Genomic DNA, 14,515 nt, shown 5'->3' on the forward strand with positions numbered 1-14,515 from the left:
ACTGAAATTGGTCGCACTTTATCGCTGCCACTTTGAATACATGCTATTTTTTAGCGTCATTACTGTCCAATGCTTTATTTATCGAAGCGCAATACCTTTTGGGTATGTCGATGATTAAGTCTGGAATATCCTTATAATTTCTTCAGACGTAACGACACCTGCACAAGGAAAGCGCTGAATAATCGGCACAGAAAAGGCAACAAAAAATAGGGGACGTTAGCTGCAGTCCACATGATTTATTTCGTCAAAACGTCGGGAGCGATATCCGCCAGAGCCTGTTAAAGACGGCGTTTGAAAGCGCCATGTGCATTTCACATACACTCGGTTCCAAAGCATGAGACAGTCTGCCTCCGGGACCAGGAGTGGTATAGAAAATTCCTGCCTTGATCATTGATGCATCAGACAAGATGACGCCGTCGCTTTCAAAGTAAAACGCCCGGGAAGTATTCCGGGCGCCGGGTCTGTTATTGCGCGTTCAGGTCAGTACGGTGAAAAAAGTTTCGCGCATGGTATTGTCCTGAGAAAATCCGGCCGCGGCGATTTCACTGGAATCCCAGGTCAGTAATGGCGTATCGGGATAGTGTACATAGCCCCCTGTGAACACTTCATTACGATTACCGGACGGATCGAAGAAATAGATCGTCGCTCCGCGCGTAATGCCGTGACGATTGGTACTCACCTCTACTGGTATCCGATATTTTCCTATCAGATCAGCGGCATGTACCAGGTCGGCAACTGACTCCAGCAAAAATGATACATGGTGAAATTTATTCGATTCCGGCTGCAGCACAAAAGCGACGTCATGTGGTTTGGTGGAACAGCTGACAAACAAGGCAAGCGATGCTTTCGATTCCGCATCGATCAAGCGTTCGGTCATATCGAATTCAAAAACGTCCTGGAAAAGTCGCGCATTTTCATCAATATTTATGCCACCTAATAACACGTGGTCTATCCTGTTGATACGGAACCCACGGATTACCCCTTCCTCCGGCATCACACCGGGATTGGTGGTGCCTAGCGTATTTCCGATCTGCTCTTTTTCCGCATACAGATGCATGGTGTGCCCGCTTGGCAGAACAAACACCAATCTCCTCCCGCTTTTCGCATACACGCCTGCTGCGATACGTTCAACGGGCAAACCGAACTCTTTAATCCGCACTTCAAGATTCGAGAGAGTCTGGTCGTCATAGACTTTGAACGCAAAGTAATCCATTCCTGCCGAATCGGCCTCGCGCAAGACAATACAGTGATGATCATGTTCATCCCAAGCTTTGTAATACACCTGACCGCTGGCGTCGGTATGCACCTCAATCAAACCCATATGATCGCCATAATGCCGACGTGACGCCGCCATGTCCAGAACCCGGATGCACACTTCGCCTAATCGTAAAACGCCTCGTAAAGCCATTTTTATCTCCTTTATTATTATGTAGAACGGGACAGTAATGAGCAGGTGGCCAAAGCACCGCCTTGATGCTATTTACTTGCGCATTACTGTTTTTTTATCAAGCGACATCCTTGAGCAAGCCGCGTTCCTTGGCCATTGTCATGGCGGTGTCTTCTATCATGTCTTCCTGACCGCCGATCAAATTTCTGCGCGCGATTTCAATCAGAATATCGCGTGCTGGCACACCATATTTTGCTGCGGCTTTTTTAGCCGGATGCAAAAACGTCGAGTACACGCCGGCATAACCGATGGTCAGTGATTCTCTGTCTACGCGCACCAGTGTGTCCATCAGTGGCACAATAATTTCTTCTGCTACATCCATCATTTTGAACAGATCAACACCGGTTTCGATACCCATGCGCTCGCATACTGCCGCAAATACCTCCAGCGGAGTATTGCCCGCCCCTGCGCCCAGACCACCAACCGAGCCGTCAATACGGTTAGCTCCGGCTTCAATCGCTGCAATCGAGTTTGCCACGCCCATGCCAAGATTATGGTGCCCATGAAAGCCAAGCTCGGTCTCAGGCTTGAGTGCCGAGCGCAACAGACTGATACGGGCCTTAACGTCCTCCGGCAGCATATAGCCGGCTGAGTCAGTTACATAGATACAATTAGCGCCATAGGACTCCATCAGCAACCCTTGCTCAAGCAAGCCTTGTGGTGAGTTCAGATGTGCCATCATCAGGAAACCAGTCGTGTCCATGCCGAGATTTCTGGCGCAGGCGATATGCTGCTCAGAGACATCCGCTTCAGTGCAATGGGTGGCCACATGAACGCTATGTGCGCCGCAAGCCCGTGCGGAACGCAGTTGTGCCATGCTGCCCAGACCAGGTACCAGTAAGACCGAGACCTTGGCCCGTTTAAGGACGGGAATGACGGCGTTCAGATATTCTTCATCGGTGTGCAGCGCTCTTCCCAGATTAAGGGAATGACCGCCCAGCCCGTCGCCATGGGTCACTTGAATGAGGGGTACACCAGCGTCATCAAGCGCAGTCGCGACACGGACCATCTCGGCCAATGTCATCTGGTGGCGCTTGGGATGCATACCGTCGCGCAAACACATGTCATGCAAAAAGACTTTTCGGCCCCTAAGAGAAGTCATGCCAGCTCCATTTTTGTAGGTTGCAGTGTCAGTTTTCCGCTAAGAATTTCTTCCGCGAACATCTCTGCAGTGCGGGTGGCAGCCGCAGTCATAATGTCCAGGTTTCCAGCGTAAGTGGGCAGGTAATCGCCTAGCCCGGCGACTTCCATGAAGACCGACACCTGCCGACCTTCGAACACTGGGCCGTTAATGAGCCGATAGCCGGGAACATATTGTTGCACCTCTTTAATCATCGCCAATACCGAGGCAATAATCGCCGGTTGATCAGGCGCGTCTTCGGTTTCACAATAAATCGTATTGCGCATCATCATGGCGGGCTCAGCCGGATTGATGATCGCCATTGCCTTTCCAGCCTTGGCGCCCCCAACCTTTTGAATCGCATGCGAGGTGGTACTGGCAAATTCATCCAGATTTTTACGGGTACCGGGTCCTGCCGTCTTCGACGAAATGCTGGCGATGATTTCGCCGTATGCCACAGTCTGCACGCTTGAAACTGCATATACAATCGGAATGGTGGCCTGCCCCGCGCACGAAATCATATTGACATTCATTTCACCGCTTCCAGCCAGTGAACGCAGGTTAACAGGCGGAACACATAACGGCCCGATCGCCGCTGGCGTGAGGTCGATCATCATGACCCCCAATGCATTCAATTTACGGGAATTTTCTGCATGAACATACGCGGAGGTAGCATCAAATGCGATCTGGATACCGTCTGCTGCAATATGTGGAAGCAAATCATCGATGCCGTTAGCGGTCGTTTTCATACCCATTTTCCGGGCAAGTGCAAGACCTTCGGAATTGGCATCAATGCCGACCATCCAGACTGGCTCTAACACTGCGCTACGCATGATTTTATAAATCAGATCGGTACCTATATTTCCCGATCCGATTAACGCGCATTTAATTTTCTTCATCGTATTTTGTCTCGTTAGTCCCGCTAGCAAGTTGGGTTTGCGCCATACTGCGTTTTTCTGCTGTGGTTTTTCCTGATACAGCAAAGTGTTCCGGCAACAATTCGTCAATCAATATGCGCACCTGTTCCGGCCCGACATCAAGGGCCGCTATAACTGCATTGGTGACTCCTGCAATAAGGGCACGCTTTTGACTGACAGTGCGGCCTTCCATCAGATGGATTTCAATAATTGGCATTTTTTTCCCGATTGGCGGTTAAGCTCTTTTTTATTAATCTATGATGCGATTCTGAAATTCAGAGTCGATCTCTGTACTACAACAGACTTACCCGACACTAATTAATCCAACAATGCCGCATGTTGGTTAAACAAAACGCATAGAGACGCTTCCCAGTTCCTGAAACCGGGCGACAACTTGATCCCCAGCCTTGACAGCAATCGCTTCCGTAATACCTCCGCTCATGACAAAACTGCCGGCGGCAAGCTCTTCCCCCTGCGTATGCAGAATATTGACCAGTTTGGCAATCGCCTCTGCCGGATGATCAAGCACTGCGGCAGCTGCTCCGGTGGCCACAATTTCTCCGTTGATTTCCATCACTACACCAAGGGTGCGCAGGTCGAGATCCTGCGCATAACGCGCCCTCCCCCCCGTCACAAAACGCGCACTGGAACTGTTGTCGGCAATCACGCTGGGCAGATCAAATTTGTAGGCCGCAAAGCGCGAATCAATGATCTCTACCGCTGGCAGTACAAAATCGGTGGCTGCCAGTACATCGTCTCTGGTACAGGCAGGACCGCACAGAATCTTGTTGGTCACAAAGGCTATTTCACATTCGACCCGTGGATGAATCAGCTCAGCTGTCTCAATAGTCGAATGTTCAGGCCGGGACATATCGTGTGTCAGGAAGCCAATCGCCGGTTCATAAACCTTCATCTGCAACATTTTTGCCTTGGAAGTTAACCCGATCTTCCATCCGATCAAGCGGTTACCGCGGGCCACCCAACAGCGACGCAGCTCGTTTTGGACCCTATACGCATCCGCAACCGTCATCGCCGGAAATTCATCAGTAAGCAAAGGCATCACTTGATGCCTGGTATGCGCATCGGCAACACGCTCTGCGATCAGCACAACCTCAGCTTTGGTCAATGACTGGGTCTGACTAGGATTCATACGGTGCTCCTTCCGGAAAAGGCAACACTGCAACTTCCTAAGCCACCAATGGTGCACACCAGGCGGTCGCCATCTGTAATCGGAATGAGCGCTGACTGCGATCCCGACAGGATGACTTCACCTGCCTTGAAAGAAATACCCAGCGCTCCCAGAGTATTGGCTAGCCACGCGACTGCGTTCGCGGGGGATCCCTGAACTGCAGCGCCCGCCCCGGTAGATACCAGTTCACCATTTTTTTCGACGATCATTCCTGCCAGCGTAATATCCAGCAAACGCGGATCACCCCGCGTTTCACCGAGCACAAATACGCCGCACGACGCATTATCTGCAACCGTATCCTGAATCTTTATTTTCCATTCAGCAATTCGGGAATCCACAATTTCAAAACAGGGCACGACGTAATCGGTAGCCCGGATCACATCCATTACGCTAACGCCGGGACCGATCAGATCATGTTTCAGGACAAAAGCCAGTTCGGCCTCGGCCTTGGGCTGGATCAAGGTTGAAAGATCGATGGTGCTGTTGTCTGCATACTGCATGGCCGATGTTAATTGACCGAAATCCGGCTGAAACACGCCTAGAAAATCCTGAATAGCTTTACTGGTAACGCCAATTTTCTTGCCTACAATGGTCTCTCCAGCCTGCAAGCGACGCTCTACCATACGCTGCTGAATCCGGTAAGCGTCATGTAAATTCATTTCCGGCTCCCGCTCCAATAAAGGTGGCAAGGTCGAGCGCGCTACCATCGCTTCATAGAGTGCATCGCCGTAATTCTGGATTTGTTGGAGTTCCATGTTGCGCCTGGCCTTCTTATAGTTTGATGCAAACGTTGCGTGTCTCGGTGTAGAACTCCAGCGAATGCACACCACCTTCACGGCCGATACCCGACTGCCCGGAACCGCCAAAGGGCGTGCGTAAATCACGCAGGAACCAGCTGTTGACCCAGGTAATGCCAACTTCTACGCGGGCAGCAACGCGGTGCGCACGAGAAAGATTCTGAGTCCAGATCGTGGTCGAAAGCCCATATTGCGTATCGTTAGCCAGATTGACCACTTCATCTTCGGTATCAAAGGGCCGGATATGACAGCACGGTCCAAATATTTCTTCCCGTACGACGCTGGCATCATCCGGCAACCCGGTCCAGATGGTCGGCTCTATCCATGCGCCTCCCTTCAGCGCGTCCGGCAAATCCGGTACTCCACCGCCAGTAACGACGGTTGCGCCCTGCTCCACTGCCTGTTGATAATAGGAAAGGACCTTGCGCTGATGTTCCAGACTGATCAGCGGACCGTAATTTACGCCATGGTCTTCCGGGCGGCCATATTTCACAGCTTCTGCCTTGACCTTCAGAGCCTGCACAAACCTGTCAAAGATCGGACGTTCGACGTACACGCGCTCTGTCCCCAGACAAACCTGACCGCTGTTGAGGAAAGACGAACGGAAAATGCCATCGACCGCCGCATCAAACTCGCAATCGGCGAAGACAATGCCGGCATTCTTTCCGCCGAGTTCAAACGATACGTCCCGCATTCCTTCTGCGGCCGCCTTCATGATGGCTGTTCCTGTACGCGTCTCACCCGTAAAGGTTATTGCATTGACGCCCTGATGCAGTGACAGATGCTCTCCTGCCGATCCGGCCCCAAATCCATGAACGACGTTATAAACGCCTTTTGGCAAGCCCACCTTGTTCATCACTTCCCCGAGCAATGTCGCAGTCAGCGGTGTTTCCTCTGATGGTTTTACAATGACAGTATTGCCGCAGGCCAGTGCCGGTCCGACTTTCCATGTCATCAGTAAAAACGGGGCATTCCATGGACAAATGATGCCGATTACTCCTTTCGGTGAGCGGGTCGCATAGTTCAACGCACCCCGTCCATCCGGCGTCGCCATCTGAAATGACTCGCTGGCGACGTTTTTAACGACGTCGGCAAAGACCTTGAAGTTTGCCGCGCCGCGTGGAATGAAGGCATGCGTCATGACATGGTGCGGCTGACCGGTATCGGCCATCTCGGCTTGCACAAAATCATCGAAGCGACGGGTAATCTCGTTAGCGACTTCATACAGCAATTCGGTGCGTTGCTCAAGGCTCAACCGTCCCCACTCACCTTGAAGGGCAGCGCGTGCCGCCTTTACTGCGGCGTCGATCTCAGGCAGGCCAGCTTCAGCGACGCTGGCAATGATGCGACCGTCGAGCGGCGAACGTTTTTCAAATCGTTTCCCGCTGGTTGCCGCAGTAAATTCGCCGTTTATAAAATTCTCTATCTGGTGCATATCATGTCGCCTTTTTAATTTTCACTCAGCAGTGCAACTGGCGCGTTCCGGAAAAACAATGGCCATGTTTTCATTGCGCTTTTACCGCATTGCATACAACCTTATTGGCGCAAGCAGCAAGGCCAGTGGAAATGATTTTATGTTTGAGCCTTGATACCGTCAAATACCTTTGTTGTAGATAGTCGATACTTAATTGGTATTAAGTTGTGGCTTGTATATTCTCCGGTTCACTCTTGCTTCTTACTTGACCCGTCTTTAGATCGTCTTGAACAACGGACTACGCACCTGAAGCGCATCTGCAGCAGAAAAAAATCTTTCTGTATAAATGTCCCGCTCAAATAAACGTCCCTGAATGAGCGTAGTAATACAGGCGTCAATCATTACCGGCGGTCCGCACAGGTACGCCTTCTGGCCACGAAAATCGTTGTCGAAATGCGCCTTCGCTGCTTCGTGGACAAATCCTCTGGCACCGCTCCAGCCATCGCCAGCCACTGCGCCGGAAATCGCAGCAATATAGGTAAAATTCGGATGCAATGCAGCCAGCTGTTCGAACTCTTCGTGGTAGTACAGTTCATCACGGCTGCGTGCGCCGTAGATCAATGTCAAGGGCTGGGTGCAGCCTGTCTCGATCAAATCGACGATCATCGATTTAGGACTCGACAATCCGGAACCGCCAGCCAGGAACAACGAAGGCAGTTGTGCCGACTTACGTACAAAGAAGCGTCCGTAAGGACCGCTAAGGCTTACCCGATCTCCGACCTTTAATTCCTGATGAATCCAGCCGGTGACCTTTCCACCAGGAACGCTGCGGATGTTAAGTTCGATTTCACCGTTTTCCGAGGGTGCATTCGCCAGCGAAAAGGCACGCCGGGTGAGGCCATCGGGCATGTTCAAATTGATATATTGGCCGGCTTGAAACGCCATTCCCTGAAGATGACACAGGCGTACCCATAGCCCTTTTATGGTCGGCGTCAGATCCGTGATTCTGCTCACCACGCCTTCAAAATCCTGGACCGGCAACACCAGCGCGTCGGGATCTTCCTCGATATCGGCCTCGATCGTCACATCGCTATGCAGCGTGGCGCAGCAAGCCAGGCATTTCTGCTCTTCCCGCTCAATATCCATGAGCGCGAAAATAGTTGCTTCGCCGTGCGCGATCTCGCCATCCAGCACCTGAACTTTGCAAGTGCCGCATACCCCATGACAGCAGGCATGCGGCAGGTGCAGGCCTGCACGCAAACTCGCGTCCAAAATGGTCTGTCCTTCTTTTACTTCGATGCTGCGACCCAACGGTTCTATTGTCAGTTGATAACTCATCAGTTCACCCCTCTATATTCCTACCCCGGCCATACCCTCTTTGCCGGGAGTCTGAAGACGCAGCACATCTTTATGTTCCAGGCCATTTTCAGCCAGGGTTTTTCTGAAATCCGGAACCCAGGGCTGCCCAGACTTCAGCCAGCGCACCTGATCCCAATCGATGGCCGAAAATTCGGGATGTACCCCATAGGCCAGCGTCAGGTGATGGTCAAGGAGCGCCTGAAACGGGGTGTCGGGTGGCAGGCAAAATACGGTCGGGGCGTAAAACAACAAATGCTTATCCCAACCCACATACAATAATTGCGCACCATGAAAATTCTGTTTCCTATCCTTGTTATTGACCGGATAAGGTTTGATCGATACAACAGCCATATGTCCTCCTGTTTTAATTTTTTGTAGATGCCTGACGCCATTGCGCAAAATTTTTCTGATCTTCCGATCCCTCGAAATCCAGATTATCTTTACCGAATTTAACGTTCCAGTATTCCATCACCGATTTGATCGGATCAAAATCCGGAGCACTCGGATCTGCACCTTCGGCAAAGCAATTGCCTTGGGCAATCTGATGTGCCGGGAGCCATGCCTGAGAATATTTTTCCGGCTCATTTTCAAAAATGCACTTGCAGTGAGTAGAACAAAAATGAAACTTGTCACCCAGGTAAGTCGACTCATGGTAGGCAATCTGAGTCGGATCATCAGGCTCCGTAAACATCATCGGGATCTGGCAGGTCTGGCATAGCATCGGCATGGTCTGGCTATAATAGCGCTCACCCTTGTCTGCTTGCTGCTGCCAGAAATCGATACGTGGCCGATAATGCTGATCGAAGGTATCCGGGTATTTCGACGCCAACCAGGTCTTCTCCTCTTCACTTGGAAGCCAGGTATGAAAATTGGTCATCGCACCCGCACCGTAAAAAGCCATCCAGGCCTGATGCGAAATATGATCTTTTTCTTTGCGTATCTGCTCGACGCAGGCTGGCACTTTGATACCATAGCGTGCGAGGTCATTGAAAAGCCCCATCGCATTTTCTTCAAAATAGATTTCCCACGCTTCTTTCCAGCTCATGACGCGCTTGGGAAGCATGTAATCCATCATCATCGCCACCAGCGTCAATACCCTCACCCCGCGCCATGTCCACTTATCAATCCAGCCCTGCACAATAGGTAAATTGTCTGGATCCTGCTCAAGCATGAATTTGATAAATTCCAATCCGAGGGTCATGTGTCGGGCTTCGTCGGATTGCGCGGAAAAACCGAATGCCATCGCGGACATGTCACCGTTATAGGCGGCACCGGAAATGAACGGTACAAACACCAGATTGGTGAGTACATATTCGAAAGAAAATCCGATTGCGGTAATGAACTCAAATGGTCCCGCTGTCATCGCATCTTCAAAGAATGATTTGGACACTGACAGGTACCACATCTTGTCATTCATATTGCGCCAGTCATGCAAGCCGTTGTAGAACTTGTTGTAGTTCGACAGAGCATGGATCTGTGTCTGGGCATGACGAATTTCATCCAGAGATTGCATTTGACACGCGACTGCAGGTCCGACGCCGCGCATTTGCCGACCAATGTGAGCGAAACCACGATGCGAGTTGTATTCGAGCGACGGAAAAGCAGACATGATCAGTTTCAACGCATTCAGATAGCGCGCATCGGTGACACCAAGATGGCCGTTATTTTGCGAGAAAGCATCGATAATGGCGTACAACTTTTTTTCTTTTTCTGCCTGATACTTCCAATAGGAATCCATCGTCAGCCGAAACGGATCTTCCCATTTGTCCCAGTCGTGAATCTTGATACCCTCGAACTTCATGTAGGGATACACATCATCCATCGATTCATAAGTGGTTTCCCACCCCAGACCGCGGGTCATCAGCGCGTACTTTTCCTTCAGGCCCAGCTTTTTCTTGACTTGCATATCCATGCTGCATCTCCCAATAAGTGGCGTGCTCTGGTTAATTCCAGAACAAGGTAAATTGTTCCTCTGTCTCATCGACATGACCTGAAATACTAATCATGTGCAGCTGCAATTCCTGCAGATCAAAACTGCGACCCATTTTTTCTTCCACGGTGTCGCGCATGATCACCATTCTTCCGGGCACGTCTACCTTGAGCATCGCAGGCTGTTCGTTCACCACTGCTGCGGGGTTATCATCAACAATCGCAGCGACAATCGCACGGCTCTCGTCACTAGTCTGGAGCGCAATAAATACGTTATACATAGGAGTTCCTTAAATCGACAGACCCAGCCGAAGTGCGCGGGCATTGAAGGCATCTACAATTATATTGAGGGTCACATTGGCATCTGATTTCAACGACATCAGGGCCAGCGGAACCAGCGCTTCTACGGCACGCTCGCGCCAATACACTACCCATGCGGAGAGCAGTTCGCGGTTCTCTGCTGATTCTGCTGCAGCAGTTTTAATACAGGCATCCACCCATTTACTGGTCTCCACATGCCAGTCGGTCATGAACGACGTCAGCATGGCAATCGGTGCTCCGCCGGCAGCGGTGATTTTTTTATCGATCACGTTTTGATACACCAGTGGATACAACAATCCATCAAGCACGAAATTTTGCGCAACGAACAATTCAAACCAATCCTTTTTGACCAGCAAATTTTCAGTGTAGCGGCGCAGCCCTTGCCAGTTAGCATTCTCCATCCAGGCGTGCTTTGCCAGATCAAGCGCATCAGCATCTGCAAGCAGCAGACCGATCCGGGTCAGATACTGGGCAATACCAAGTTGGTCCATCGCATGGAAGGTGCAGGGCTGGGTAATCGCCGTGCCATATCCATAGGCACAAATGTAAGTATTATTAAGGTTTCCACCCCAGGCCAGATGGCGCAGTGGCAGTAATAAATCGAGCGCCAGCTGCCGTGTATCGGCGCTGAGCAAATCAGTCAGATCACGCGACTCGACAAAATGAAAACTGGCATCGACGGCTTCATGTTGCCGGGCCCTGGCCATGGTGTAAGTCGCATAATAAAATTGGCGCGGGTCCTTCAATGCATACCAGTCCTTCATGACTATCTTCGTGCGACGGACATCGTAGAGTTCGTGATCAGGATCCCAGGTCGGGCGATAGTGAAAGTTATTCGTCGGCTGCAGGTCATAGGTCCCTTCCTGATAGCGTGTCGCTGGCTTGTCAGCACCAAAGCGTTGCGCAATATGATCGAAGGTCTGACGTTGCGGGGTAATGCTGACGGTGCGTAAATCGATGTTCATGCATCCTCCTCTGTGATGGTAATAGGCGTAATGGGACAGGCAGCTACGCTCTGTCTTCCGAATTGATAGATGGTTCAGACTTGAATCGTTCAGTGGTGGCATTGCTTAATCGCCACGACCAATCCTGTTGTCCCGGCGCGACCAGTTCATCGTCTAGCAGCAACGTCACCTGGTGATCCTTGCAAAATACCTCGAACGCATCGCGCTCAAGGATGAGCTCAGCAAACAGCGCCGGCTCACCTACAGCGAAATCAAATTCCACGAATCGTTTTCCGCGCAACTGGCGCACCCGCACATATTTGAGCGAGGTATCAAATGGCAAGGGATAACTGCTGTTTGTCTCTGCACGGGTCATGACATCGCTCGCTTGAAGGTTGGGTGAAGTAGAGAGGACTCAGACGCTTGAGACGGTGCAATCAGCCCAGCGAGACGACCGATGGCACTTACCTTCAGGTCACTCAGTGGATAGACGCTGCAGGCAAGCAGACGGCGTGCGCGCTCATCTTCTTCCCTGACATGGCTGCGGCTCATCGGTTTGGTGTGAATTTGACCGGAAATGACTTCGATCTTGCATACCCCGCAACCGCCACCACGGCAGCCCACCGGGATACCCTTTTTACCGCTACGCATGAATGCTGCCAGCAAGGTCTCACCCGCTTTGCAGGTGACTGTCTGGCCGGTGTTGACTAACATCACTGAAAACATATGCGCAGACGCAGCCAGGTCAGTCACTGTTTGTTGCGCGCAAAAGGGCGAATAAGATGAGTCATACGGTCTCCTGATTTTTGTCTGAAGCGCTCACCCAAACGGCGGCGCGACTATTTGTCTACTTCATTCAGCAATAAACGTACCAGCGATTAAGTCATTGATTTATTTGAATTATTTAAATAATCAATAGCCAGGCAAAGGAAGCACCTGACGCTTTGGTCAAATAAATAATGCACACCTGACTAAACCGTAGGGCACAGGATGAAATCAAACGGATAAAAACGCGACGGTACGAAAGCCGTCAATTAACCGATAAATCAATTGAGAGCTGAAACGGATACCTAGGGGGAACAACAGAAGTTCAGAGCGGACGGAACAGCAAAATATCAGTGCAGGAAATGCGAACCAAAGAATGAAAACAGCTTTGATGCTTAACAGAAACAAAGTGTGCAGGCCGCTTTTCTGGTCAGAGGTGATGCGGCCTGCAGCTCACTATTTAGTCAGCACATGCATGCCCGCCAGGGTCCGGGTGCCTGGATAGCCGGTACGATAGCTGGCGCCGAGTGATGCCCAGCAGACGTGCAGCATGGGTAAGATTACCGCTGGCTTTTTCGACGGCAAATTTCAGCAACCCGTCTTCATGCGTATTGAGATTAAAGTCTGCGCTGAGCAATTGGTCGTAAGGTATCCCCTGATGGGGATCTGCAGTCTCATGTAAATGCCCGTCTCCGGCGATTGCCTCGCCCTTTCGCAGCGGCTCTTCAATGTTAGCGAACAAATCGTCAATTTCGATAACGCCGCCGTTGGCGACCAGCAGAACGCCACGTTCGATGACGTTCTCCAGTTCCCGAATATTTCCCGGCCAGGGATATCTGGATAACATCAGCAAAGCGCGGTCAGTTACCCCCCTTACTTTTTTGTGATAACGCAGACTGTGTTTTTCAATCAGTGACTCAATCAGTAATGGCAGATCCGCGCGTCGCTCACGCAGCGGTGGAATCAATACCGGATAGGTAGCAAGTCGGTAATACAGATCTGCCCGGAATCGTCCGTCTGCAATTGCCTGCTGCAAATTCACATTGGTCGCGGCAACCAGCCGGACATCCACTTTACACACCTGGTTATCGCCCAGGCGTTCTACCTCACCCGTTTGCAGTACCCGCAACAGCTTGACCTGGGCGGCCTGACTCATTTCTCCCACTTCGTCCAGAAAAAGCGTTCCCCCATGCGCGCGCTCAAAACGTCCGGGCCGGGATTGGTCAGCTCCCGTGTAAGCGCCTTTGGTTACACCGAACAACTCGGACTCGATCAGATCCTGGGGAATGGCAGCGCAATTAATCGCCACGAACGGTTTGTCTGCACGCGGCCCATTGTCATGCAACCAGCGCGCGAAACGCTCCTTTCCTACGCCTGTTTCCCCCAATAGCAACACACTGATGGCACTGGGGGATGCTTTATTAAGAAGATCGAAAGCCTGGCGAAAGCCAGCCGACACCCCAATCAGACTACCCGGCTTACGTTCATTGGATAAATTCGCCCGCAACTGCGCGACTTCCTCCTGTAATTCCATCAGTTCTCTGACAATGTTATCAGGATGAAAGTAACGTAGATAATCCGGGTCTTCCCACTCTTCAGCGAGCTTGCCCACGATCCGGCAATTGGCGGCCCCGCATGCTTTACATTCGGTTTCACGAAATACCACGAAACGATTCATAAAGGCGGTGGCATAACCGGAAGCATAACCAATCTGGCTCCAGCACGCGTGGTCCTTGCCGATACCGAATAAGTGGGATTGCGATTCGGCTTCCCATGAATATTCCCACAGGAATTCGCCATAAAATGTGCCTAGCTCCAGGTTGATTTCAGAGTGGACCATCCTGGCCTTTACCATCCCCTCCAGCATATGCATTTCGGCACCAACCAGGAAGATATCTTCGAGTGAATTGTTACCGACAATTTTCTTGGCGAGTTCCGCATCTTTTTTTCCGGACTCAAATCCCATACGTACCAGCAGCCCGCGCGCGCGCTCCATTCCCAGCGAATCAAACAATTCCTTGCGTAATGCACCGAACGCTTTGGTGTGAAGCAGCACCATGCGGCCCTCATCAAGCCAAATTTCACCGTTCTCGGGGTCGAAACGCAGGCGCGAGCGCAAATTCAAGCGCTCCATCAGGTCCATGGGTTTCATGCTATCTCCTTTATTTTTATAATTTACCGAAGAAGACTGGACGTGACGACACAGCCTCTTTACGGCAGTAAAACGTTTATTTTCGACTTCCATATCGATGACAGCGCTAATGCCACACACGTTCAAGTGGCTCGCGACCATCAGTTTATTTTCTCAAAATA

Annotated in this window: 15 protein-coding genes; all 15 read right to left on the reverse strand. The window is 51.1% G+C overall.

Annotated features, from left to right (window positions below; all coding sequences use genetic code 11):
* Positions 1-475: 475 nt before the first annotated feature.
* A complete protein-coding gene (locus ACXX82_RS04190) occupies positions 476-1,408 on the reverse strand; it encodes a catechol 2,3-dioxygenase (protein WP_458562479.1) in 933 nt (310 codons plus the stop codon).
* Positions 1,409-1,505: 97 nt separating this feature from the next.
* Positions 1,506-2,549 carry a 4-hydroxy-2-oxovalerate aldolase gene (gene dmpG / locus ACXX82_RS04195; RefSeq protein ID WP_458562480.1) on the reverse strand — a complete coding sequence of 348 codons (1,044 nt, stop codon included), beginning with the start codon at positions 2,547-2,549 and terminating at the stop codon, positions 1,506-1,508.
* Positions 2,546-3,466, reverse strand: a complete 921-nt coding sequence (locus tag ACXX82_RS04200) for an acetaldehyde dehydrogenase (acetylating) (RefSeq protein ID WP_458562481.1) — start codon at positions 3,464-3,466, stop codon at positions 2,546-2,548. Before ACXX82_RS04200 ends, dmpG begins: the two co-directional genes overlap by 4 nt.
* Positions 3,453-3,701, reverse strand: coding sequence for a tautomerase family protein (locus ACXX82_RS04205; protein WP_458562482.1), 249 nt, complete (start codon positions 3,699-3,701; stop codon positions 3,453-3,455). The genes ACXX82_RS04200 and ACXX82_RS04205 overlap by 14 nt, the downstream gene beginning before the upstream one ends.
* A 126-nt stretch (positions 3,702-3,827) precedes the next feature.
* On the reverse strand, positions 3,828-4,634 hold the full coding sequence (gene dmpH, locus ACXX82_RS04210) for a 2-oxo-3-hexenedioate decarboxylase (protein ID WP_458562483.1): 807 nt from the start codon (positions 4,632-4,634) through the stop codon (positions 3,828-3,830).
* Positions 4,631-5,428, reverse strand: a complete 798-nt coding sequence (dmpE, locus tag ACXX82_RS04215) for a 2-oxopent-4-enoate hydratase (protein WP_458562484.1) — start codon at positions 5,426-5,428, stop codon at positions 4,631-4,633. The genes dmpH and dmpE overlap by 4 nt, the downstream gene beginning before the upstream one ends.
* A 16-nt stretch (positions 5,429-5,444) precedes the next feature.
* Entirely contained in the window at positions 5,445-6,905 is a 1,461-nt protein-coding gene (locus ACXX82_RS04220; RefSeq protein WP_458562485.1) for a 2-hydroxymuconic semialdehyde dehydrogenase, read from the reverse strand.
* Positions 6,906-7,160: 255 nt separating this feature from the next.
* Positions 7,161-8,222, reverse strand: a complete 1,062-nt coding sequence (locus ACXX82_RS04225) for an NADH:ubiquinone reductase (Na(+)-transporting) subunit F (RefSeq protein ID WP_458562486.1) — start codon at positions 8,220-8,222, stop codon at positions 7,161-7,163.
* A 12-nt stretch (positions 8,223-8,234) separates the two neighbouring features.
* Positions 8,235-8,594 (reverse strand): phenol hydroxylase subunit P4, encoded by a 360-nt coding sequence (locus ACXX82_RS04230; RefSeq protein WP_458562487.1) that lies wholly within the window; start codon positions 8,592-8,594, stop codon positions 8,235-8,237.
* Positions 8,595-8,607: 13 nt separating this feature from the next.
* Positions 8,608-10,155 carry a YHS domain-containing protein gene (locus ACXX82_RS04235; protein WP_458562488.1) on the reverse strand — a complete coding sequence of 516 codons (1,548 nt, stop codon included), beginning with the start codon at positions 10,153-10,155 and terminating at the stop codon, positions 8,608-8,610.
* 31 nt (positions 10,156-10,186) lie between these two features.
* Positions 10,187-10,453, reverse strand: coding sequence for an MmoB/DmpM family protein (locus ACXX82_RS04240; RefSeq protein WP_458562489.1), 267 nt, complete (start codon positions 10,451-10,453; stop codon positions 10,187-10,189).
* Positions 10,454-10,462: 9 nt separating this feature from the next.
* Positions 10,463-11,458 carry an aromatic/alkene monooxygenase hydroxylase subunit beta gene (locus tag ACXX82_RS04245; protein ID WP_458562490.1) on the reverse strand — a complete coding sequence of 332 codons (996 nt, stop codon included), beginning with the start codon at positions 11,456-11,458 and terminating at the stop codon, positions 10,463-10,465.
* A 43-nt stretch (positions 11,459-11,501) separates the two neighbouring features.
* A complete protein-coding gene (locus ACXX82_RS04250) occupies positions 11,502-11,813 on the reverse strand; it encodes a phenol hydroxylase subunit (protein ID WP_458562491.1) in 312 nt (103 codons plus the stop codon).
* The gene (locus ACXX82_RS04255) at positions 11,810-12,190 is read right to left on the reverse strand and encodes a 2Fe-2S iron-sulfur cluster binding domain-containing protein (protein WP_458562492.1); all 381 of its coding nucleotides are present in this window, start codon (positions 12,188-12,190) and stop codon (positions 11,810-11,812) included. The genes ACXX82_RS04250 and ACXX82_RS04255 overlap by 4 nt, the downstream gene beginning before the upstream one ends.
* A gap of 472 nt (positions 12,191-12,662) precedes the next feature.
* On the reverse strand, positions 12,663-14,354 hold the full coding sequence (locus ACXX82_RS04260; protein ID WP_458562493.1) for a sigma 54-interacting transcriptional regulator: 1,692 nt from the start codon (positions 14,352-14,354) through the stop codon (positions 12,663-12,665).
* Positions 14,355-14,515: the final 161 nt, after the last annotated feature.

Source organism: Glaciimonas sp. GNP009 (genome assembly GCF_054343755.1).